Annotated in this window: 10 protein-coding genes; 2 read left to right on the top strand and 8 right to left on the bottom strand. The window is 68.0% G+C overall.

Annotated elements, in window-relative coordinates:
• Nucleotides 1–78: 78 nt before the first annotated feature.
• From F4553_RS29425 to F4553_RS29400, 6 genes are all read right to left on the bottom strand, one after another.
• On the bottom strand, nt 79–1,086 hold the full coding sequence (locus tag F4553_RS29425) for an ABC transporter permease (protein ID WP_312875431.1): 1,008 nt from the start codon (nt 1,084–1,086) through the stop codon (nt 79–81).
• Between the two features lie 2 nt (nt 1,087–1,088).
• Nucleotides 1,089–2,699 (bottom strand): sugar ABC transporter ATP-binding protein, encoded by a 1,611-nt coding sequence (locus F4553_RS29420; protein ID WP_184842352.1) that lies wholly within the window; start codon nt 2,697–2,699, stop codon nt 1,089–1,091.
• Complete coding sequence (locus F4553_RS29415; RefSeq protein ID WP_184842349.1) at nt 2,696–3,874, bottom strand: ROK family protein; 1,179 nt, start codon at nt 3,872–3,874, stop codon at nt 2,696–2,698. The genes F4553_RS29420 and F4553_RS29415 overlap by 4 nt, the downstream gene beginning before the upstream one ends.
• Before the next feature lie 743 nt (nt 3,875–4,617).
• Nucleotides 4,618–6,078: a pyridoxal phosphate-dependent decarboxylase family protein gene (locus F4553_RS29410; protein ID WP_184842347.1), complete on the bottom strand. Its 1,461-nt coding sequence runs from the start codon at nt 6,076–6,078 to the stop codon at nt 4,618–4,620.
• A gap of 10 nt (nt 6,079–6,088) precedes the next feature.
• Nucleotides 6,089–7,429: an MFS transporter gene (locus F4553_RS29405; protein ID WP_184842344.1), complete on the bottom strand. Its 1,341-nt coding sequence runs from the start codon at nt 7,427–7,429 to the stop codon at nt 6,089–6,091.
• Between the two features lie 55 nt (nt 7,430–7,484).
• Nucleotides 7,485–7,979, bottom strand: a complete 495-nt coding sequence (locus tag F4553_RS29400; protein WP_184842341.1) for a hypothetical protein — start codon at nt 7,977–7,979, stop codon at nt 7,485–7,487.
• A gap of 136 nt (nt 7,980–8,115) precedes the next feature.
• On the opposite strand from F4553_RS29400, the gene F4553_RS29395 reads away from it, so the two are divergent.
• Entirely contained in the window at nt 8,116–10,710 is a 2,595-nt protein-coding gene (locus tag F4553_RS29395; protein ID WP_184842338.1) for a proprotein convertase P-domain-containing protein, read from the top strand.
• A 108-nt stretch (nt 10,711–10,818) separates the two neighbouring features.
• On the top strand, nt 10,819–12,282 hold the full coding sequence (locus F4553_RS29390; RefSeq protein ID WP_184842335.1) for a multicopper oxidase family protein: 1,464 nt from the start codon (nt 10,819–10,821) through the stop codon (nt 12,280–12,282).
• Between the two features lie 443 nt (nt 12,283–12,725).
• Here the strand turns inward: F4553_RS29390 and F4553_RS29385 are convergent, their stop codons facing one another.
• On the bottom strand, nt 12,726–13,049 hold the full coding sequence (locus tag F4553_RS29385; protein ID WP_221470529.1) for a hypothetical protein: 324 nt from the start codon (nt 13,047–13,049) through the stop codon (nt 12,726–12,728).
• Complete coding sequence (locus tag F4553_RS29380; protein ID WP_184842332.1) at nt 13,046–24,433, bottom strand: LamG-like jellyroll fold domain-containing protein; 11,388 nt, start codon at nt 24,431–24,433, stop codon at nt 13,046–13,048. Before F4553_RS29380 ends, F4553_RS29385 begins: the two co-directional genes overlap by 4 nt.
• Between the last annotated feature and the right edge of the window lie 31 nt (nt 24,434–24,464).

Genomic DNA, 24,464 nt, shown 5'->3' with positions numbered 1-24,464 from the left:
TGTGGATGGGCTGTAAGAGGGTGCGGAGTGCCCAGCGGCCGCCAGTATGTCGACGGTCGCCAATTTCTGTAGAGCGTTTTAGGTGGTGGTGGGTGTGGGGGTGGGAGTGTTGGTCCGCAGTCGCTGCCGCGCCATGAAGGTGGTCAGCGACTTGAACTGGACCTGCTGGATCAGGACGGCGGTCACGATGATCGCGCCCTTCACCATGTTCTGCACCTCGGTGGTCAGGTTGTTGACCGCGAAGAGGTTGGTGATGGTGGAGAAGACCAGCACGCCGAAGAGCGCCCCGGCGATGGTGCCGCGGCCGCCGCTGAGCAGCGTGCCGCCGATGATCGCCGCAGCGATCGCGTCGAGTTCGTAGAGGTTGGCCATGGCGGCCTGGGCGGAGGTGGCCTGCGCCGTCAGCATGATCGCGCCGATGCCGCAGCAGAGGCCGGAGAGCGCGTAGAGCAGCAGGGTGTGCAGCTTGACGTTGATGCCGGCGAGCCGGGCCGCCTCGGGGTTGCCGCCGACCGCGACCGTACGCCGACCGAACGTGGTCCGGTTGAGCAGCACCCATCCGGCGAGCGCCACCGCGGCGAAGATGAGGATGAGGACCGGGATGCCGAAGGGCCGGGCCGTGGCGATCGCGTTGATCGTCGCGTCGGCCGAGATCTGGGTCTGCTTGCCGGAGATCTGCGCGGCGAGCCCTCGGGCGGCGACCATCATCGCCAGCGTCGCGATGAAGGGCACCAGCCTGCCGTAGGCGATGAGGACACCGTTGATCACGCCGACCACCACCGCCACCGCGATCGCGGTGAAGATCATGCCGCCCGCGCCGTAGGTCTGCGTCGACAGCGTGGTCGACCACACCCCGGCGACGGCGACGATCGCGCCGACCGAGAGGTCGATGCCGCCGCCGATGATCACGAAGGTCATGCCTACCGTGATCACGCCGATCGCCGACGCCTGCTGCAGGATCGTCAGGACGTTGTTGCTCAGCCACGACATGTCGCCGTAGAGGTCGGGCTTGGTCAGCACACCGATTCCCAGCAGTGCGACGAGCACTACGGCGAGGCCCAGGTTGCGGCGGATGGAGTCGGTCACCTTTACATCCCTCCCATGACGAGGTCGAGAACCTTGTCTTCATCAAGTTCGTCGGCGGGCGCCTCATGGACGAGACGGCCCTCGCGCATCACCAGCACGCGGTCTGCGAGACCCAGGCACTCGGGCACCTCGCTGGAGACGAGCAGCACGCCGACACCGCTGTCGGCCAGGCTGCGAATCACCTGGTAAAGCTCGGCTCGGGCGCCGACGTCCACACCTCGGGTCGGCTCGTCGAGCAGGAGGAGCCGCGTACCGCCGAGCAGCCAGCGGCCCAGCACGACCTTCTGCTGGTTGCCGCCCGAGAGCGTGCGCACGGCCCGGTTCGTGTCGCGCGGCCGCAGCTCCAGCTGGTCGGCGATGTCGTTCGCCGCCGCCTTCTCCTTGCCGATGCCGGTGATCCCGGCGGTGGCGAAACGGGTGAAGGTCGCGAGCGTCATGTTGCGGTAGATCGGCTCCTCCAGCAGCAGCGCCTGGCTCTTGCGCTCCTCGGGTGCAAGCCCGAGACCAGCCCTGACCGCAGTGGGTACGCCGCCGCGCAACCTCCGGCCGTCCATCGTGACCGTGCCGCTCTCGGCCCGCCGGGCACCGAAGATCGTCTCCAGCACCTCCGAGCGACCCGATCCGACCAGCCCGGTGATCCCGACGATCTCGCCGCCGTGCACGCTCAGCGAGACGTCGGCGAACTCGCCGGCCCGGCTCAGCGACTCGACCTTGAGCAGCTCAGGGCCACGCTCGGCGGGCACCTCCGGCCGGGGCGGGAAGACATACTCCAGGGAACGACCCGTCATCCGGCTCACCAGCTCGCGGGTCGGCGTATCGGCGGGCAGGTCGGCGGCGGTGGTGCGGCCGTCCTTGAGAACGGTCACCCGGTCGCCGATCCGGCGGATCTCGTCGAGGCGGTGCGTGATGTAGACGACCGCGATCCCCTGCGCCGTCAGCTCCTGCACGATGCGCATCAGGTTGTCGACCTCGTCGTGCGCGAGCACCGCGCTCGGCTCGTCCATGATGATGAGCCGGGCGTCGTGCGACAGCGCCCGCGCCATGCTGACGACCTGCTTGCCCGCGGGGGTGAGGCTGCGGACCGGGCGCCACGGCGAGAGCTCCGTGTGGCCCAGCCGCGCCAGCAGCTCGGTCGTCCGCTTCGCGAGCACGCCGCGCCGGACGAAACCGAAGGTCCGGGGCTCGTGGCCGAGGAAGATGTTCTCCGCGACCGAGAGGTCCTCGACGAGGTCGAGCTCCTGGTAGATCGTGGCGATCCCGGCCTTCATCGCCTCCTGCGGATTGCTGAAGGAGGCGGGCTGGCCGAGCCACTCCAGGTGGCCCGAGTCCGGCCGGTGCACCCCGGCGAGCACCTTGATCAGGGTCGACTTGCCGGCGCCGTTCTGGCCGAGCAGGCAGTGCACCTCGCCGACCCGGACGGTGAGCGCGACGCCGTCGAGCGCACGGACGCCGGGGAAGGTCTTGACGATGTCGGCGAGGCGCAGCACGATCTGCGCTTCCTCGTGCGCGACCGCTTCCACCTGGTCTGCCGGGGCTGCCGCCTGCGCCGGGATCGTCGGCTCGACGGGCTGGTCTGCGGCGGCCTGGTCGGCGGCGGGGTTCGCGTCGGTCATGACGCCTCCTCGAAGGCAACATCGCTGGCGAGGACGGCGGCGCCGGTGACACCGGCGCGCGGGCCGAGCTCGGACAGGACGACGGGCAGGTTGCCGGTGGCGAGCGGCAGTGACCGCCGGTAGACGACGCTGCGGATCTCGGCGAGCAGGATGTGGCCGAGCTGCGAGAGCCCGCCACCGATGACGATCATCGTCGGGTTGGCGAAGCTCACCAGCCCGGCGAGGACGATGCCGATCTGACGGCCGCCGTCGCGGATCAGCTTGATGCAGCTGATGTCGCCCTCGGCCGCGCCGAGCGCCACGTCGCGAGCGGTGAGGAAGCCCGCCTCGGCGAGCTTCTCGGCGAGGATCGACGAGTTGCCGGCCCGGGCGACGGCGGTGGCTTCGCGGGCGAGGGCGACCCCGCTGAAGACCGCTTCGAGGCAGCCGACGTTGCCGCAGGAGCAGACCGGTCCGTGGCTGTCGACCATGATGTGGCCGATGTCCCCGGCGCAGCCGTCGGTCCCCCGGTAGACATCGCCGGTGAGGTAGATGCCGCAGCCGATGCCGGTCCCGATCTTCACGAAGAGGTAGTCGTTGACCGAGTGGGCGACACCGCCGTGCCGCTCGCCGATCGCCATGATGTTCACGTCGTTGTCGACGACCGCGGGGCAGCCGTACTCCCGGCTGAGGAAGTCGCGCACCGGGAAGCGGTCCCAGCCCGGCATGATCGGCGGGGAGACCGGCACGCCGTCACGGAAGCTGACCGGACCCGGCACACCGATGCCCACGCCGGCGAGCCGGTCGAAGGCTCCGTCGACCCGCGCCTTCGCCAGCAGCTCGGCGACCCGGTTCAGGATGACCTTGGGTCCCTGGCGGATGTCGGCGACCTCGGTGTAAGCGGCGACCGGCTCCAGGCGTCCATTGGTGACCTCGACATCGATCGAGCTGGCGCCCAGGTCGACCCCGGCGAAACGCAGATCGGGGTGCAGCTCCACCAGCGTCGACCGGCGACCACCACGCGAGGCGGCGAGCCCGGCCTCGGTCACGAGCCCGGTGGCGACGAGGCGCTCGAGCTCGGCCAGCAGGCGCGGGCGAGGCACCTCCAGCGTATCGGCGAGCTCGGCGCGAGAGAGCGGGCCGAGGTCGCGGAGCAGTCGGAGGAGGCGTTGATGAAGCGGGACGACCGTATGCATTAGACACCTCTGTGTTGCAGCGTGGTGTCCGACACATTAACTAGCTTCCTGCGATGGAGTCCATACCTTCAGCGTGATTCGTTACCAACTTTTGCTTCGCTCGACAAAAGTTCGAGGTAAACCGGCACAAACACAACCCGGAAAAACGAAAATCGCCCGGAACACCGTAGTGTCCGGGCGATTTCGACTCGCCTCGCTCCGCTCCGTCCGTGGCTGCCCCACCCACTCGCCTCGGCCCCTCACAGAACGAGACGGCTCGCCCAGGGCGACGACGGCGGATGACCCACACCCGGCCATCCGCCGTCCTCGGTCGCGTGCCACAGATGCTGCGACCCTCACGGCGCTAGCGGATGCCCCCGCCCACAGCCGTGACCCTGGTGAGATAAGAGTGCGCGAACCGTCCCACCCAGCGGAACCCTCCCCACCCCTTGCAGCTCCCTTGCGCCTCGCGCAGCCCACCCGCCAAGATCGCCACAACTCTTCAAGAGTTGGTGCTATCCGTGCCGCATTGTCACGCAAGCACGCCCCATCCAGGCATGATCGCGTTGTTCCCGGAAGCAAGCCCCTCGCAGCCCCGCTGAGGGGACTACTTCCGGGAAACAACGCGATCAAGGTCGCACCACGCGGGCAGCCGCGCGCATCAGGTGAGGCACAGCCAGCTCTCCCCACGCCGCGAGGCAGCAAGACAGCACGACGCGCACGGATAGCACCAACTCTTGAAGAGTTGCGGCGATCTTGACCGGCTACCAGGAGGGGCGCTGGAGGAAGCTGACGAACTCGGCCAGGAGGCGCTCGCGCAGGCGGCGGGGTGCGACGGACAGGACAGTGTTGACCATCGCCATGCGGGGCGCGCCCGCACCGTCGCCCAGGCCGAACTGCTCGGCCAGGCCCGCGATCATGTCCGGCGTCAGCAGGTCCGGGGTCATCGCCCCGATCATCGAGACCATGCCCTCCGGCAGCTGCACCGGTCCCAGTGCCCGCGCCGTCTTCGCCGCGTCCGCCAGGGCCGGGCCGAAAGCCTCGACCTGCGGTGCGACGGATGCGGTCACGGTGAGGTGGATGCTCGCCGGGATGTCGCCGAAGGGCAGCTGCGGCTGCGTGTGCCAGCCTCGCGCGCCGAGCTCGTCGGCGAGGACGAAGAGGTCGAGTTCCGGGTCGTCGGAGGTGAGGCAGACGACGCTGTAGTCGGCGGGAGCGAGCAGCCGCAGACCCGGCGTGGCGGTGACGGCGGCGGCGAGTCCGCGTACCGCCGACTGGGTTTGCGCGGCGAGGCTCAGGTAGCCGTCGTCGCCGATGTGGCGCAGGGTGGCGAAGGCCGCGGCGATGGGCCCGCCGGAGCGGGTGGAGGAGATGACCGGATTGACCATCGTGTAGCCGGGCCAGTCGGCGTAGGCGAAATACTGCGGAGCGCGCAGGCTCGCGTCGCGGTGCAGCAGGACCGAGACGCCCTTGGGGCAGTAGGCGTACTTGTGGAGGTCCACGGAGATGCTGGTGACCCCGGGCACGGAGAAGTCGAACGCGGGCACCTCGACGCCGATCCGCCGCAGGTAGGGCAGGACCCACCCGCCGAAGCAGGCATCGACGTGGCAGCGGATCCCCTCCTCCAGCGCGATCGCCGCGATCTCCTCGACGGGATCGATGACGCCGTGCGCGTAGGACGGCGCGGAGCAGGCGATCAGCACGGTGTCGATCGTGATCGCGGCGGCCATCGCGGCTGGGCTAGGCCGGAAGGTGACCGGGTCCACCTCGACGAGGTCGAGCTCGACGCCCAGGTAGTGCGCCGCCTTCGCGAACGCCGCGTGCGCGGTGACCGGGATGACCAGGCGCGGGGAGGTGATCTCCGGGTGCGCGTCGCGAGCCGCTTTCACCGCGAGGATCAGCGACTCGGTGCCGCCGCTGGTGACGGAGCCGACGACGTCGGGAGCAGCCGTGTCCGGGCCCGCGCCGAGCACCCGTCCGGCTGCGGCGACCAGGGCGTTCTCCGTGGCGAGCAGCGACGGGAAAGCGGTCGGGTCGAGCCCGTTGACGTGCGCGGAGAGCGCGTAGGCCGAGTGCGCCAGCTCGTCCAGCCCCGGCACGGCCGGATCGTAGACATAGGCGAAGAGCTTTCCACCGTGGGTGGGCAGGTCTGCCTGGCGCAACCCTCGCAGCTCGGCGAGGACCTGGTCAGCGGGGATGCCGTGGGTCGGCAATGCGTCGATCACCGCCGCAACGCTACTCCACGGTGTGGAGTTGCTGCTCCGTCAGGTCGTAGCGGCGGAGCAGCACGATGATCGGTCCCACCAGGAGCGCGGGGATCGCGGTGAAGCCGAGGAGCACGCCGAGGCGGGCCCCGCTCGACTGCGCGGCGGCGATTCCGGTGCTGGAGGAGACGTAGCCGCTGATCGCGAGGACTGCGGCATAGATGCCCGGGCCGAGCGCGAGCCCCAGGGTCTCCCCCGCCGTCCAGAGTCCGGTGAAGACACCCGCCTGCCGCTTGCCCGTACGCATCGCGTCGTAGGCGATGCAGTCGGGCAGCATCGAGAGGGCGAAGACCTGCTGCCCCGCGTAGCCGCAGCCGATGACGGCGGTGACGAGGTAGGCGACCCACGGCGGCGCCACACCGGCGCTGAGCAGGCCCAGCGCGCCCGCGGTGAAGATGACCGAGGCGAGGATGAGGGAGCTCTTCTTGCCGATGCGGGTCCCGAGCCGGGTCCAGAGCGGCATGACGAGCAGCGCGGGTGCGACGAAGCAGACGAAGAGCAGCGTCGGCCCGTCGTCCGGGCGTTCGAGCACGTGCTCGGCGACGTACTTCACGCCGGCGAGCATCGTCGCGATGCCGATCGACTGGATCACGAAGGTGATGAGCAGGATGACGAAGGGCCGGTTGCGCCGGGCCACGGCGAGCTGCGCGCGCAGCGACGGCTCGCTCTCGGTCACCGTGCCGAGCGGTGCCCGGCGGGTGCCGATGAACGCGCCGACCGCGCCGACCGCGATCACCGTCGCGACGAAAAGACCCATCCAGCGGTGCCCGCTGATGCCGTCGCCGCCGGCTTTCACGACGATGGGCGAGACCGCGCCGGAGACCAGGATCGCCACCGCGAGCAGCGCGATCCGCCAGGTCATCAGCCGGGTACGCTCCGCGTAGCCGTCGGTCATCTCGGCCGGCATCGCGACGTAGGGGACCTGGAAGAACGCGAAGGCCGTCGCGGTGACGAGGAACGCCACCGCGACGTAGAGGCCGCCACCGCCACCGGTGCCGAACGGCGCGATGAAGATCGCGGCGAAGCAGGCCGCCATCGCGAGCCCGCCGAAGAGCAGGTAGGGGCGCCGGGCTCCCCAGCGGGACTGGGTCCGATCGGAGATCCGCCCGGCGACCGGGTTGATCAGCACGTCCCACGCCTTCGGCACGAGCACGAGCAGCCCGGCGAGGAACGCCGTGATCCCCATCGTGTCCGTGAGGTAGGGCAGCAGCAGCAACCCGGGCACGGTGCCGAAGGCGCCCGTCGCGAGCGACCCCATGGCATAGCCGGCCCGGGTGCCCCGGGTGAGCGTCTGCCGCTCAGCGATCTCCATGGTCGCGGATCTTATCCGGTAGATCCGCTTCCGAGGAGGGCCGAGCGTTCAGCAATCACCAGCCGGGAACCGCGCCCTGGACGAAGCCGACGATCGCCTTGGCGATGCGGGGCTCGATCGCGCGGGGGCAGTCGTTGAACCGGATCACCTGCGTGTCCACGGTGACGGTGTAGTTGAAGCCGTCGGCACAGGTGGGCGGCGCCTGACTGGCGGTCGCCTCGACCGAGACGTGCGAGTCGGCGGCGAGCGCCTGCAGCTCGGTGATCTGCACCGCGGTGAGCTGGCCGGTCTTCGACTCGCCGGACTTCACCTTGCTGGTCCAGAAGCCGCCGGGCTCGATGAAGAGCTCGTCGTGCACTCCGGCGAACCCGCCCGTCCGGAGCATGGTGATCGGCACCGCGGCCTTCGCGCCGGGCGCGAGCGACTCCGTCCCAGCCGGTGCGGGGGTGGGTGTCGGCGCCGAGCCGACGTTGGCGCAGGCGGCGCTCAGTAACAATGCCGCCACGATCATCGGTCCAGCTACCCATCGACGTGCATCACGGAAGCTCATGAAACCTCTCATTCCCACTCGGACGCACGACGGCTGGTCACGGTTCCCCAGCAACGTCTTCACAAGCGCCAACCTTCGATATATACATATGTCCGTGACTACCGTCACATTCAAATATTTAGTCGGGGAGGACTAAATGAAAAGATCCCTCGGGATCGCCGGAGCCGCCATCCTTGTCGGTGGCCTCCTGGTAAGCATGGCGCCGAGCAGCAGCGCCGCACCGGCTGGGCCGGATGCGGTTGCTGGCGCCGGCCAGGCACTGCAACAGCATAGGTCGGACATCCGCGCGGCGGACGGCGAAACCTACACCGTCAAGCGCGCGGAGAGCGACGCCAACGGTTCGGCGCACGTCCGCTACAACCGGAGCTACAACGGGCTGCGGGTCTCGGGTGGCGACTTCATCATCCACACCGCGCCCGACGGCAGCTTCAAGAGCTCCTCGGTCGGCCTCGCCACCCCGCTCACCATCAGCACGGCCGCGAAGGTAACCCCCACCGCAGCGGCCAAGGCGGCGAAGGCGGCCTTCACCGGCAAGGTCACCTCCGTGGGCACCCCCGAGCTCTTCGTCGACGCGGTCAGCGGCTTCGGCAAGCTCGCCTACGAGACCGTGGTCAAGGGTTGGGCGGCGGATGGGCAGACCCCCTCTGTCCTGCACGTCATCACCGACGCGGTCAACGGCAACGTGATCAGCTCGTTCAACGACATCAAGCACGTCAACGGCACGGGCCAGGGCGTTTACACCGGCACCGTCACGATCGACACGACGCTGTCGGGCAGCACCTACACGATGATCGACCCGTCGCACGGCAACGGGAACACGTGTGACCTCAACGGCGGCACGTCGACCTGCACCAACTTCACCGACGCCGACAACGTGTGGGGCAACGGCCTGCCGTCCAACCGCCAGTCGGCCGGTGTCGACGCCCACTTCGGCGCGGCGCAGACCTTCGACTACTTCAAGCTCGTCCACGGCCGCAACGGCATCTTCGGCAACGGCGCGGGCGTGCCGTCGCGGGTGCACTACGGCAACGCGTACATCAACGCGTTCTGGGACGGCTCCTCGATGACCTACGGCGACGGCGCGGGCAACAACAAGCCGCTCACGTCGATCGACGTCGCGGGCCACGAGATGTCGCACGGTGTGACCGAGGCCCTCGCCGGCCTCGTCTACTCCGGTGAGTCCGGCGGCCTCAACGAGGGCACCTCGGACATCTTCGGCAACATGGTCGAGTTCTACGCCAACTCCCCCGGTGACCCGGGCGACTACAACGTCGGCGAGAAGATCGACATCAACGGCAACGGCACGCCGCTGCGCTACATGTACAACCCGACGCTGGACGGCTCGTCGCACGGCTGCTGGTCGACCAGCACCAAGAACGTCGACGTGCACTACTCGTCCGGTGTGGCGAACCACTTCTTCTTCAACCTGGCCGAGGGCACCGGCGCCACCTCCTACGGCACCAGCCCGGTCTGCGGCTCGGCTCCGGCCGTGGTCGGCATCGGTCGCGCCAAGGCCGAGAAGATCTGGTACCGCGCTCTCGACGTCTACTTCACGACCAGCACCAGCTACGTGAACACCACGACGCCGTCGAACACCGCGCGGGCCTACACGCTCAGCGCGGCGACCGACCTGCACGGCCTGTGCTCCCCGGAGTACAAGGCGGTTCAGGCCGCCTGGACCGCCGTCAACGTGGCCGGAAGCGACGCCTCCTGCCCCGCCGGCAACGACTTCTCCCTGACGCCGTCCCCGGCCTCGGGTGCGACCGCCCCCGGCGGCACGCTCACCTCCACCATCACCGCGGCGGTCACCAACGGTGCGGCGCAGACGGTCGCCCTGACCGTCGCCGGTGCTCCGGCGGGCGTCACCGCGACGGTCTCCCCGACCTCGATCAACTCGGCCGGTGGCACCTCGACGCTGACGATCGTCACCACGGGTTCGGCGGCGCCGGGCACCTACCCGATCACCGTCACCGGTACGGGTCCGGGCTCGACCCGCCAGACGACCTACAGCCTGACGGTCAACGGTCCGCCCGGCTGTGCCCAGACCAACGCCAACGACGTGACGATCAGCGACAACACGATCGTCAACAGCGCCGTCACGATCTCGGGCTGCTCCGGCAACGCGAGTGCCGGCTCGACGGTGGCGGTGAACATCGTCCACACCTACATCGGTGACCTCAAGGTCGACCTCGTCGCCCCCGACGGCTCGGTCTACACCCTGCACAACCACACCGGCGGGTCGGCCGACAACATCGTCCAGACCTACACCGTCAACCTCTCCAGCGAGGTCGCCAACGGCACGTGGAACCTGCGGGTCGAGGACAACGCGGGCGGTGACGTCGGCAAGATCGACACCTGGACGCTGACCCTCAACACGGTCGTCCCGCCGGGCTGCTCCGGCACGAACGGCACCGACGTCACGATCCCCGACAACACCACCGTGAACAGCCCGATCACCATCTCGGGCTGCACCGGCAACGCCTCGGCCACCTCCACGGTCGCGGTGAACATCGTCCACACCTACATCGGCGACCTCATCGTCACCCTGGTCGCGCCGGACGGCAGCCTCTACGTCCTGCACAACCGGGCCGGCGGCTCCGCCGACAACATCGTCCAGACCTACACGGTCAACCTCTCCACCGAGGTCCGCAACGGCACCTGGAACCTCCGGGTCCAGGACGCCGCCTCCGCGGACACCGGCAAGATCGACACCTGGACGCTGACGCTCTGAGAACGCCCGCTCCACACGGAGGCCCCGACCCGCTCGCCGGGTCGGGGCCTCCCCCGTAGGGGGTTCTTCAGGGTGGTGGCGCGGCTGATATCAAGCCACGCTACATATATGAAGAACCGCGTTTTCCTGGTGTTCCTCGCCGTCGTGCTCGTCTGCTGCGGCGGCGGTGTCGGCGCCGCGACCTGGTGGTGGCAGGGCAGTGTCATCGACACCGTCGGCCAGGTCGACTTCACCAACCGGCTCGCCATCCCGCCGCTCGCGCCATCGCACCTCGACGGGCAGGGCCGCCGGGTCTTCGAGCTCACCGCGAAGGCCGGAAAGCATGACTTCGGCTCCGGGCGCACCGCCGACACCTGGGGCTTCGACGGCGACTACCTCGGGCCCACCCTGCGGGCGGCGAAGGGCGAGCAGGTGCTGGTCAACATGCACAACTCCCTCGGCGAGGCGACCACGGTGCACTGGCACGGAATGCACCTGCCCGCCGCGATGGACGGCGGTCCGCACCAGCCGGTCGCACCCGGGGCGACCTGGTCGCCGACCTGGACGATCAAGCAGCCGGCCGCGACGCTCTGGTACCACCCCCACCCCCACGGGGAGACCGCCCGGCACGTCTACCGCGGGCTCGCGGGCATGTTCATCCTCGACGACCCGGCTGCGCCGGTCGACCTTCCCGATGAGTACGGCGTGGACGACATCCCCGTGATCGTGCAGGACAAGGCGTTCGACGGCGCTGCGCTGGACGAAGGACGGGCCCTGCTCGCCGGGACCGGGATCCTCGGCGACACGATCGCGGTCAACGGAACCGTGGCACCCTTCCTCGACGTGACCACGTCCCTGGTGCGGCTGCGGGTGCTGAACGCGTCGAACGCGCGGCCCTTCAACTTCCGCTTCGCCGACGGGCGGGCCTTCGATTGGATCGGCACCGACGGCGGGCTGCTCGCGGCACCCGTCTCGGCCTCGCACGTGCAGCTCTCACCGGGGGAACGAGCGGAGATCGTGGTCGGGGTACGGGCCGGCGAGCGGGTCGTGCTGCGCAGCGAGGAGGTCGACCTCGGCGGGAACCTGGTGCAGGACCGGTTCGTCGGGGGGAAGGATCGGTTCGACGTGCTGGAGCTGAGGGGCGCTGCTGTGCTGAGGGCTTCGGTCGGCGTACCCCCGAGGTTGGTTGAGATGGAGAGGCTGGACCCGTCGACTGCCGTGACCACGCGCGGGTTTTCGCTGACGAGCGAGACGATCAACGGCTCGGCGATGTCGATGGAGCGGGTCGACGTGACCGCGACGCTGGGGACGACGGAGATCTGGGAGATCACCAACCGGGACGGCGCGCCGCACAACTTCCACGTGCACGACGTGCAGTTCCAGGTGCTGGGGGCGGATGTCGTGGCGTGGAAGGACACGGTCTTCGCGACGCCCGGGGAGACGGTGCGGATCGTGCTGCGGTTCACGGACTATGCGGATCCGAGCGTGCCCTACATGTACCACTGCCACCTGATGTACCACGAGGATCAGGGGATGATGGGGCAGTTCGTCGTGGTCAGGCCCGGGGAGACGGCGAGCCTGCATCATCACTGAGGCGGCACGGTCCGGGGTGGGCGACCGGGCGGTAGCAGCGGTGGTCGTCGGGGAGGTCCAGGCCGCACAGGACGCGTCGGTGGCTCGGCGGGATGGCGCGGAGCTGAGCCGGGTAGGCCTGTCTGGACCAGATCGCAGTGCGCCGGTTCATGGGTCCCCCGCTCGGAATAGTGCCGACCGGGACTCGGCGGCGCCGAAGCGGACGCTGGTCCCGGTCGGTGCGGACGGGGCACTGTGCCCGTCCCGGTCCCCCACTGCCACGGCCAGTTGCACGGGACAGCACAGGACGACTGCGTTCAGTCGAACCGATGTATCAGGGACGTTGCAACCACAGTTGACGGACATTGAGGGACGTTTCCAAGAATGAAGCGTCCCTCAATGTACAAATGGAACCCAGCTGCCCAGCTTCAACATCGTTCGAGCGTTGGTCGCGGCGACGCCGACTAGCCGTCCAAGCTATTGCGGTAGCGCTTCCAGAGCCGGAACATCCACATATTTTCGCCAGGTTGCGGCTCTTCGGTTACCGCCGAGTCGGGAGAAGATTCGACCAGGTGCAGAAGCGTCCATGCCAAACCAAAGCAATTGTCCTCGCCGAAGGACGCCAGAAGCACATGCGCTTCTTCATTGGTTACGGGCTTACCGATGGCATGGAGTGCCTCTTCAATTTCTTCCAGCGCCTCGTCACTGCCCTCTGAATTATCCAGCTCAGAGGGCAGTGGTCCCAGGCGGCAGAATTCGATCACCTCAGGCCTAATCATCATGATCACCTCTTCATCAAAGCTGGATACTCACGCTTGTAAGCGGCGATGACTCCCTTGATGTGCGCATTGAAATACGACGGATCGTCATAGTCATCATAACCAATTCTTCGCAGGTCCCACATATCATTGGCGAGAGCCTGCCTGAATGTCAGGCCTGCGTCGTCACGGGCGGTCTTCTGACCCCTTCCACCATATGTACGCGTCTGTTTGTGATCTCCATCAAACATCACATGAGCTATGTGCCTCCGGTAAGGGAGCCTACCCAAGGCCGCTTGCGGGGTGTGGTTCGGCGTGAGGTTGTCGCCCTGGCGAGCCCGGTCATCCAAGTCTCCGAAGAAGCCGACTTCACCTTCCCGTACCGCAAGCGAGACACGGCCGGTTGTCGCACATGTGCATTTGTCAGCATGAGTGGAGATCGAGCCGCCACAGTTGTGGACAAGGGCAGGCAGACCTCCGGCAAAGACGTAATACGTGTGAACCGTGGCGACCGTGAGGTCGCGCATTTCCTTACTGGCGACGAAGTTTCGAACTGCGACTACGACTTGCCGCTCGCCCGCTGGACCCCGGAGCTCATGGCCGATCTCTAGCTCGGCTGCGTTGACCCATTGACGCTCCGTCGCGTCCCAGAAGGGGTGATGCTGCGTGGTATGCAGCGTCGACGTCGGCCCACGGATAGTGCCAGCGCCCTCGTCTCTCCCGGCCCCTTCCGAGTCCTTAGGCTCTGGTTGCACCACAGCCAGGCTCACGTCAGCCAAGGCAGTGTCCTGGTTGAGATGAAGTGCGGTCACTGATCGGTCAGTTGTCTCACCGGTCTCTGGATCGGTTGCCGTGACCTTGTCACCGACCTCGACATCCTTGATCGGCTTGGCTGACCCGTCTGCCATCAAAACCGGGGTATCAGGATCGAAGCTATGCGGAATCGGGCAACTTGCGCCGTCGTCCGAGTCCGACCGGTTTTCGGCAGGAGTCGGGTCGGGGTTCGAGCTGGCGTCCGTGCCGGTGCCGTCCGCGTTCTTCTGCGTACCCGGCTGGGCCTTGTTGTCGTGTGACGGCGACGTGCCGTCACCGTGGTTGGCGTTCTTGCTGCCGCCGCCGTGCCCGTTGCCCTTGGACGGGTTCTTCTTCTTGCCCGGTCCGGGCAGACCAGCTGTCGGCAGGTCCGGGAGGAGGGGCCCGCCGCCGACCAGCTCCGAGACCATGTTGACGTTGTCGATGGCCGTCTGGGCCTTCTCCAGCATCTCCAGGGTCTTCCGGCCGATCTCGATGATCTCCTCGGCGGCCTTGACCAGCTTCCGCCACGCCTTGTAGGCCGAGAACGCCGTATCGATGGCCTTGAAGATGGTCTTGGCCATCTTGAAGACCTTGCCCCACGGGATGAAGCCGATGACCATCTGGGCGCACGCCGCGATGCTGCCCTTGGTGAAGCAGTCGATGATGTCGTTGACCCCGAGCATGTCCAGCAGGAAGCCCACACCGACGTCGATGAGGATGTCCATGAAGGACTTGTTCTTGGCCTTGTTGGCCTCCTCCAGCGCCGCCTTCGTCTTGTCGATCTCAGCCGCGATGGTGGCCGAGTCGTCGGGTGCGGTGGTGACGAAGGTGGGCTTGCCGCAGTCGTCGCGGCAGGTCTTCGTGGGCGGCGGTGGCGGCGGCGGCGCGTGGGTCACGCGGTTGTAGATGTCCTTGCAGATCGGGCGGTTGGGCGCCCGGTCGCACTTGAGCAGCTCGTCGTCCGACGGGTAGACGAACGACTGGCCGCCCTCACCCTTCATCATCTGGTGACCGGTGGGGTCGGTGTTGACCAGCGGGCTGCCGTTGGCGTAGGCGTAGCGGTTGGCGTTCGCCGACGACGGGTTCGGGTCGTTGCTCTGGGTGTCGCGGGAGTCGAACTGGCCCGTGTCCGGGTTGTACCAGCGCGCGGCCATGTTGACCCGGCCGGTGCTCGCCTCGGTCCACTCCGACTGGTAACCGAGGCTGCCGATCATCGAACCGGCCGACGCGGTCACCTTGCCGAGCGGCTCATAGGTCTTCGAGGCCGAGAGGGTGGTCCCGGTCGCGGAGAACTGTCCGACCACGTCGGAGTGCAGATCTGTCCACGCGTACGCCGAGGGCAGGCTGCTCGTCTTCGACGAGAGCAACTCCCCCTGCAGACCCCGGACATAGGTGGCCGAACTGTCGGCGGCGAGGTCGTTGCCGACACCGCTGTAGAGGTGCCCCGACTTGATGGCCCGGCCGGTCGCGTCGTACTGGTAGGTCTGGGTGCCGCCGGCGTACCCCTGCTCGATGATCTGATCGAAGGCGTCGGCCTTGGTCTGGATCGTGTTGGTGCCGTCATAGGTGGTCCGCAGCGCGCCGCGGGCCGAGTAGGTGTAGGTGCTGGTCGTGGAGTTGACCAGGCGGTTGCGCTCGTCGTAGACGAAGTCGCGACCGTTGATCTTCGTCCGGTTGCCGGCCTTGTCGTACTGGTAGGTCGTGCTCGACAGCGAGCCGCCGGACGGGGTCGTGTCCCACTGCGTGAGGCGGTTGGCCCAGTCGTAGCTGTAGCTGTTGGCCGAGGCACCGGCGAAGCCGGACGTGGTCTTCGACGTCTCGTTGCCACTGGCGTCGAAGCCGTAGGCGATCGACGAGATGACCGTGGAACCGTTGGTCAGGACGTCGCTCTTCATCGTGTGGTAACGGTCGTAGAGGAACGTGCGCTTGTTGCCGTTCGTGCCGTAGACGATGTCGTTGACGGTCGAGATGTCCGTGTAGTGGTAGGTGGCCTGGATCCCGGCCGTGGTGTTGGTGACCACGCTGGGGCGCCCGGCCGTGTCGTAGGTGAACGAGGTCTGCCCGGCCGCGTCGGTGCGGTCCTTGATCTGCCCGTCCGGCCAGTAGGTGTAGCTCGTGTCACCGGTGCCGCCCGTGCCGCCGAGGATCGAGCGCGGCAGGTTGCGGTCGTCGTAGGAGATGGTGTTCGTCAGGGCACCGGCACCGCTGAACGCGGTCAACCGGCCGTTCTTGTCCCAGGTGAAGCTGCGGCTGGCGGTCGTCGCCTCCGCACCCGTGCCGGTCTGGGTCTCGAGGTTGCCGCCGGTGTCGTAGGTGTTGGTGACGGACACGCCGCCGGGCGACATGCTCTTCACGACCCGGCCGCCCGCGTCGTAGGCGACCGTGTAGGTCCGGTCCGCGGCGTTCGGGAACGCCGTGGTGACCGGCTCGATCGTCGACTCCGGCAGGCCCCAGGTGTTGTAGGTGGTGATGAAGCTGTTGTTGCGGCCGTCGGTGAAGCGGGTCCGGTGCCCGGCCGCGTCATAGCCGAAGGTGCTGGTGATGGTGTTGCTCGCGTCGATCGGCTCGGTCATGTTGACGAGCAGGTTCGTCGCGTCATAGGCGAAGGTCGTCGTGTGGTTGCGGGCGTCGGTCGCCGAGGTCACGTTGCCCGCGAAGTCGAGCGTGTTGCTGACCTTGGCGACCGGCAGCAGCGGCGTCGTGTTGTCCGGGTGGGAGGGGTGGTAGTTCTCGCTGGCGATCGCCCGCCCGGCGAAGTCGTAGAGCGTCTTCGAGTAGGAGGCGTCCGGCCGGGTCTGCTTGGTCACCAGTCCGGTCGGGCCGTACTCGAAGGAGGTGACCTTGTTGGCGCCGTCCGTCGTGGTCAACGGCTGGCCGACCGAGTTGTAGGTCGCCTTCGTCACCACACCGCCCGGCGAGGTGGACTTGACCAGCCAGCCGCCGTCGCCGTACTTGGAGGCGTTGAGGTCGTAGCCGGCCGCGCTGTCACCGGCCACGGCGGCGCCGTAGACGTTGGTCGTCGTGTAGGTCGGCGAGCCGGAGTCCTGGGTCACGATCTGGCTCGTCGTGAGCTGGCGGCCGAGGTGGTCGTAGGTCGCTCCGCTGACGCCGCCTTCCGGCGCGGTCACCTTGACGACGTTGCCGACGATGTCGTACTCCGTCTTGGAGACCGCCGTGGTGCTGTTCGGGCCGGGTGCGGTCGTCTTCACCACGCGACCGAGCTGGTCATAGGTGTATGAGGTCGTCTGGTTCAGCGGGTTCGTCTCGGTGAGGAGGCGACCGCCGTCGTCATAGGTACGCGTCGCGTACGGGGTGAAGACGGTCCCCGTACCCGGCTGGGTGTAGCTCGGGAGGTTGATCTTGGTGACGCGGCCGTTGGCGTCGAACTCGGTGACCACCCGGTTGCCCGTGGCGTCCTTCGTCTCCGTCGCCTCGCCGAAGGTGTCGTAGCCGACGTAGGAGAGGTTGTAGGCGAGCACCGGCGTGCCGCCGCCGACCTCGGTCAGCACCTCCGGCGTCGCCGTGATGACCTGCCGCCCCGCCTCGTCGATCGTGTAGCCGGTCTTGTTGCCCCGGGAGTCCGTCGACGCGGTGATGACGCTGCCGGTGTCGTACTGGGCGGAGGTGCGGATGACGTGCGCGCCCGCCGCCGGGGCGGCGTTGGTGTAGATGTTGCCGACCTGCGCGGCGGTGAGTGCCCGCTGGTAGACCTGCACGTCGGAGATCGAGCCGTTGAACCAGTTGGACGACGACTGCGAACCGATGTGCAGCGTGGTCGCCTTGTTGTTGAAGGGGAACGTGGTGGTGAAGGTGCCCTGGAGGGTGCCGTTGACGTAGATCTTCAGCGTTCCGGTCGTCGGGCCCGGCGTGGTCGCGATGTCCATCGTGGCCGCCACGTGCGCCCAGGTGCCCGCCACCGGCAGGCCCGCCGGCGTGGTGCCGTTGATCCAGCCGATCGTGCCGTCGTCCTTCTTCATCGCCACGTCGACGACCCACTGGTCGGTCGAGTTCTTGTAGCCCATCTTGAACGACGTGCTGCCGATCGCGCCCGACATCGTCACGGCGTACTGGTTGGTGCTCTCGCTGGCGAGCTTCAGCCAGGCCGCCGCCGAGAAGCTGCGGGTCGTGTCGACGACCGGCGCACCGGTGCCGATGTTGGAGGACGTGCCGTTGAAGGTGGCGACCGGACCCCGCGTCACATCGTTGGTCCAGGTGGCGTTGGTGAGCTTGCCGGGGCTGTTGCCCGACGAGTCGGCGGCCTTCGTGCCGGTCGTCTCGTTGAGCTTCCAGCGGCCGACCGGCGTCGTCGCCGGGTCGCCGTTGTAGGTGACGGCGGAGACCTGCCGGCCGACCGTGTCATAGAGCGACTCGGTGTAGGCGACGACGTTGCCCAGCGCGTCCAGCGTCGTCGAGGTGAGCGGCTGGTCGTCCGGGTTGAGCACATCGTTCGTGGTCTGCTTGAGCGGCCCGAGCGGGTCCAGGACCGAGGTGACCGCCCGACCCACGACGTCCGGGACGAAGGTACGCGTCGTCGCGCCGTTGTTCGTGATCTTCTTGACCACGAATCCGGAATCGTCGTAGAACGTCTCCTCCAGCACGAACGGGTTGCGGCCGGCCGCGTCCCGCCGGGTCACCTTCGCGGTGAGCCCGTCGTTGGTGTACTCGTAGTTCGTCGTCGTGCCGTCGGCATTGGTGATCGAGGTAAGCCGGGCCGCGTCGTCGTAGGCCCGCGATTCGATCGTCTTCGTCACCGGCGCGATCGGGGCGTTGGGGTCCCCGGTGTAGTTGAGCAGCTTGGCGTAGAGGACCTGGCCGGCGGCGTCGTAGTCGTACTGCTCGGTGATGAGGTTGGGGTCCTTCTTCGTCACGACGTGACCGAAGGCGTCGTAGGTGTACTCGGTGCGCTTGCCCTTGCCGTCGACCGAGGCGGTCAGCTGCCCCAGGCCGTTGTACTCCGAGCTGAGGGTGCGCGAGGCGTCGCCACCGGTGAGGTCCTGGACGAGCTGCGTGGTCCGCAGGCCGTCGTCGTTGTAGGTCCAGGTCACCTTCGCGGTGTGGGTGCCGCCGGACCCGGTCACCCGGTTGAGCACGCCCGGGTCGGTCTGCGTCTTGACCCGCGAGGCCTTGTCATAGGTGTAGGTCGTGGTCAGGCCGCTCGGGAAGGAGTCGGTGACGACCTTCTGCGTGGCGACCCGGCCGAGCAGGTCGTAGGTGTAGGTGGTGGTCTTCCCCGTCGGCTCGATCTCCTGAGCCAGGTCGCCGTTGGGGTAGTAGAGGATCGTCTTCGTCGTCGCGTCCGAGGTGGTCACCACGTAGGGCAGGCCGGCCGGCGGGTACTGCGTGGTGCTGTTGTAGGCGAGCACCGTCGTGCCGTCGGTGTAGGTGATCGTCGCGGCCCGGCCGAGCGGGTCGAGCACCGCGACCTCGTCGCCGGTGGCCGGGTTGTAGGTGTAGGTCGTCAGGAACTTGTCCTTGTTGACCGGGTCATCCGGCTTGGTGCCCTGACCCCATGCCTTGACCAGCTTGTCGTTGCGCGGGTCGAAGACGCCCGAGCCGTTCGGCTGCAGGATCGCGGTCGTCTTGTCCGGGAAGAACTCGTAGTAGGCCGATGAGCACAGCTCCGCCGACTGGTCCTGGCACGTGATCCGCTGGATCGTGTTGCCCCGGGCGTCGTGGAAGGTGATCGTCGCGTGGCCCAGTGGATCGACCGTGCTGAGCAGGAAGCCCTTCTCGTCGTAGCCGTACTGCGTCTGCTTGCCCAGCGCGTCGGTCTGCGCCAGCCGCTGCCCGGAGGCGACGCCGTAGGTCTCGCTCGTCAGGCTGCCCGTGGACGGGTCCGTGACGACGTACTTGCGGGCCAGGGCGGGGCCGGTGGCCGCGTCCCGGGTGCCCCACTCGGCACCCACCTGGTTGGCGGTGAGCTCCGTCTTGTAGTAGGAGACCTCGCCGATGTTGCCGTCGAAGTAGGTGACCCCGCCCACCGGCAGCCCGGTCCAGCCGGCGGCGTTGTTGTAGCCGGCGCCGACACTGACGTAGCCGTAGGTGGCGGAGTCGTTGGGCGAGTGGGCGTAGGTCTTCTTCTGCACGCCGTCGAGGTAGAGGATCTGATTGGTGGTCGAGGTGGTGAGCACCACGTGGTGCCACTTGCCGTCGTCGACGCTCTCCGTCGTCACCATCGGCGCCGAGCCGCCGCACCAGCACCACTTGCCGTGCAGCTTGTGGTCCGTGCCGATGTAGAGAGCGGGCACGTAGGTGGTCGGCGTCGTGCCGATCGCCTGGTTCTGCCAGCTGTAGAGCACGCCGCTGCCACCGGCGTCGGTCTTGAACCACAGGCTGATCGAGGCGGGTCCGGTCGAGACGGCATCGTCAGCGGGGAGCGCGACGTAGGACTGCTCCAGCTTCTCGAAGCGCGCCGAGTAGTTGACGTGGACCGGGTCGTAGACCGTGAGCTGCGGATCGTCGAAGGGTCCGGCGTCGAGGCCGAGGAACACGTCGTTGTAGACGGCCTTGCCGCCGTCGACCTCGTTGACGGCGTCGTTGACCGTGGTGAGCTCGCCCATCCGCCAGTAGTCGGACGGGCGGGCGCCCAGCACCGTGCTGCTGTGCACCAGGTGGGAGCCGGTCAGAGCGCCGTTGCCGATGCCCCAGACGCCGTTGTTCTCGTCGGTGACCGAGGTGACCAGCCCGGAGATCGCGTCGTAGGTCGCCTTCGCCTGGATGCCGCCCGTCGGCCGGTTGACCTGCGTCAGCGGTTTCACGGACGCAGCGCGGGCCGACTGCAGGTCGTTGACGTTGCCCTGGGTCAGCGGACGCCCGAAGTACGCCACCTCGGCGATCGACCCGGTGAAGTACTTCAGCGTGCCGGTGTTGTTGGTGGCGTTGACCGTTGCGTCGTTGGGCCAGCTCGCATTCAGGTAGCCCGCGCCGATGATCTGCTTGTCCATCTCGTCGGCCGGGTTCGCGGTGAGCGTGGTCGATGCCGCGACGCCGTCGACGTAGAGCGTCTGGACGAGCGTCTGGCTGCTGGACGACCAGCCCGCGCTGAGAACCGCGTGGTGCCAGTTGCCGTCGTTGACCTTGGTGCCGAACTTGATCGGGCTGTGCGCCGTCGACGACCACACCTGGTTGGCGGTCGTCGGGTTGACGCAGTCGCGGATCTCCATCAGCGTGCCCAGGGTGACGCCGGCGGCGACCGGGCTGAGGCAGCGGCCCGAAGCGGCACCGATGATCGTGCCGTTGCCCAGCATGTACCACTGCTGCGAGAGCGACGAGGTGCAGGTGTTGATCTGGACCCGGGCACCGTTGGTGAGAGTCCCGCTGTCGACCTCGAGGCACCGCGCCCCGCCGGTGAGAGAAGCTGCCTTGATCTGGTTGGTGCTGGTCAGCGTCCACTCCTGCGCGACACCGTCGTTGCAGTTGGAGAGCTGCACGTCGAGACCGGGCGTGGAGGCGCCGCTGGGGATGTCGAGGCACATGCCCGACTTGCCGCCCATCAGCGACTGCATCTGGACGCTGGTCTGACCGCTGGGCACGGTCGGGATGGTCGGGAACTGCCCGTGCAGGTAGCCGGTAGCGTCGACGTAGAGCGTCGGGTTGTAGCCGAGCTTCGTGGTGGCCGCGGCGCTGATGTCCTCGCGGGACTGGCCGGCGAGGATGCCGCCGGTGGTCGCGTTGTTCGGCATCTGGAACCACATGCTGATCGAGCGCTGCGCGGCGTCGGCGGGCAGGTTCGACGGCAGCGAGATCGCGGTGGAGGTGCCGTTGAAGGCGCCGCCCTGCGCACCTGACGCCGCGAGCGGGCCGCTCACGCTGCTGACGCTGCTGAGCAGGTTGGCGTTGCCGGTGCTCGCCTCGTCGGCCACGATGCCGGTGCCGCCGTTGCCGACTCGCCAGTATCCGCTCGGGCCGAGGTTCATCATCGTGTTGCGGTAGGGCGAACCGGCCGTCGCGGCGTAGGTGTAGCTCGCGCAGCCCGTCGCGGCGGGCGTGCAGACCGAGGTGAGCTTGTCGCCGGTGTAGTTGTAGGTCCAGACCGAGCGGCTGGCATCGTCACCGGGCGTGAGCTGGTCGGTCTTGATGGTGGAGACGTGTGCGAAGGCGGCTCCGGCGGGAGTGGCCCAGGCCAGGTGCAGCGCGCGTCCCGACGCCGACGTGATGTCGGTGATCCGGTTGGAGACGTCGTAGGTGAAGGTCTCGGCGCGGCTGTTGACATCGGTGATCGACGTGATGCCGTAGATCCGGTCGGTTCCGGCAGTGCCGCTGAACCCCGTCGTGAAGAGGAAGGTGGTGCCCTCCTTGTCGACCAGGCGGTATCCGCCGGTGACCGTGGTGAGCGTCGCGTAGCGGCCGGCGGGCGGCGAGAAGGTGCCGTCGGCGTTCTTGCCGAAGGCGAGTTCGTTGCCGCCCGGGTAGGTGATGATCACGGTCGGCGGCGCGATCGGCGAGCCCAGCGACTCGGTGAGCTTGGTGTCGATCAGGCTGGACCAGCCCTGGCCCAGGGCGAGCGCCGCCCGGTTGTCGAGGCTGTTGTAGCTGCGCTGGATCGTCAGCGGCGGCCCGACCGTGGCGACGGAGGCGTCGGTGGCGCCGGTCGTGTAGTTGCCGATGCTCGCGGCGAAGCCCTTGCCGCCGTTCTGCGACAGCGTCGAGGTGACGACCGGCTGCGGCACCGGGGTGGAGAGCGGGTAGTTGATCGTCGTGCTGTCGGCGATGCTGTCGTTGGCCTTCACCGTCCAGACGTAGCTCTGCCCCCAGCTCAGCAGGTTGGGCGGCACGGTGATCTGAGAGGCCGAGATCTTGCCGGAGGTCCAGATCTGGGTCTCTTCGTCGCCGTTCTTCTTCTTGACGATGAACTCGTAGGTGAACTTGCCCGACGTGTTGTCCGGGTCGTGCGCGTGCGCGATCAGGGTCGGGGTCAGCGTCTGCGAGTTGTAGCCCGCGACCGGGTACATCGAGTCGACCTGCGGCTTGACGTTACCGGCGTACCAGAGCTGCAGCTGGGCCTGCTTGGCGCCGCTAGAGTAGTTGCCGGCGGTGAACCGCTTCCACTGGTTGCTCGTCGTCTCCGAGTTCGCCTTGATGATGATGCCGTAGTTGCCGACGCCCTGGACCCACTGCTGCACGGTCGTGAGGTTGAGGTCCACGTCCACCCAGGTGCCGGTGCTGCGGTTGCCGCCGGTGTTGGTGCAGGCGCTACCCGGTGCGGGTGTGGCGTTGCCGATCAGCGCACCGGCTGTCGGACCGGGCCAGTCGTCCGTCGTGACGTGGATCGCGGCGGTCGAGGCGTAGACGTCGAACCGGCGCGGAGTGCAGTCCCAGGTCCAGGTGAGGAAGATGTGCAGCCGCGCCTTGGAGATGGTGTTGCCGTTGTAGTTGGCCGAGAGGCCGGAGAAGTTGAGCAGCGCGCGGGCCTTGTGGGTGCCGCTGTCGAACGTACCCACCGCCAGGTTGTTCTCGGTGGAGTGGTCGGCGGTGTCGGTGGAGTAGACGTAGGTGTCGCTGTTGGTGTTGAGCGTGCCGTAGAGCGTCGGGTCAGCCGTCACCGGCCACACCCGGGCCGGGTCGTTGAGCCACTTCCGGTCGAGGACGACCCGCAGCCGCTGCTCGCCCTCGACGGTGATCAGCTCATAGCGCACGTCGTCGGAGCGGGTGAAGTCACCGGTGTTGCGGTCGAAGAGCGAGTCGAACATGAAGCCGCTCGGCACCCGCGCGTGGATCTTGCCGTCGGCGTCCTTGGCGATGATCGTGCCGTCGCTCTCCTGCGCCACGGTCAGGCCCTTGAGGTGCAGCGGGAAGTCGAAGACCGATCCGGCCGCGGCCGACTTGAGGATCAGCGACTCCTTGATCTCCTCACCCGTCACCTCCAGCAGGAGGTCGACACCGGGCCGGATCTCGGGGTAGCGGGCGGTGTTGCCCTCGACGACCGGCGTCACGTCGGCGGCGTCGATCAGGCCGTACCCGATGGAGCGGTCGGGGTCCACGGTGAGCTCGGCGAGCTTCTCGTCGGCGCCCTTCGAGGCGAGGGTGATCTCGGTGGAGTTGGCCTTCTGGCGCAGCCGGCCGCCCTTCGCCTTGTCGGCGACGAGCGTGCGGTCGATCGGCTGCCACGACCCGTCCTTGGCCCGGTAGTTCACGGGCTCCTTCGTCGCGATCCGGGTGTAGGTGCCGTCCGGGTTGCGGTAGACGTCGGAGGTGGCGTTGGAGCCGGCCTTCTCCTTGACGGCCTTGCTCTTGTCGAAGTCGCCGAGCACCCGCCCGCTCTTGCCGCCCTTACCGACGGCCTGGTCGGACTCGGCCGGCACGCCGCCCTTGGCCCGCAGCTGCTTGCGCCCGGCGCCGCGCCCCACGTCGGTCGCGTTGCTGTAGTGCGCGCGCCCGTCGGCGGAGCCGGTCTTCTGCGGCGGCAGCACACCGAGCACCCGGGCAGCGCTGGCGCGCTGGACCTGCAGCCAGCTCCAGAGCCCGGCCAGCGGGAACTCACCCGCCGCGGGCGCCGTCCCGGCCGGTGCGGCCAGGGCGACGAGCATCGCCACCGTGGTGACGAAGGCTATCCGCCGCCCGCTGCGCCGCGGCTTGCGCCGTCCAACGGTTGGTACGCCAAGAGCAGACCTATCCAGCATCGCCGAGCTCCCCGTGAAGAAATCGATCTGG

The sequence above is a fragment of the Allocatelliglobosispora scoriae genome (assembly GCF_014204945.1).
Lineage (GTDB): Bacteria > Actinomycetota > Actinomycetes > Mycobacteriales > Micromonosporaceae > Allocatelliglobosispora > Allocatelliglobosispora scoriae.
Note: the sequence above shows the minus strand (reverse complement) of the source record. Positions and strands in the feature narration are given on the sequence as shown.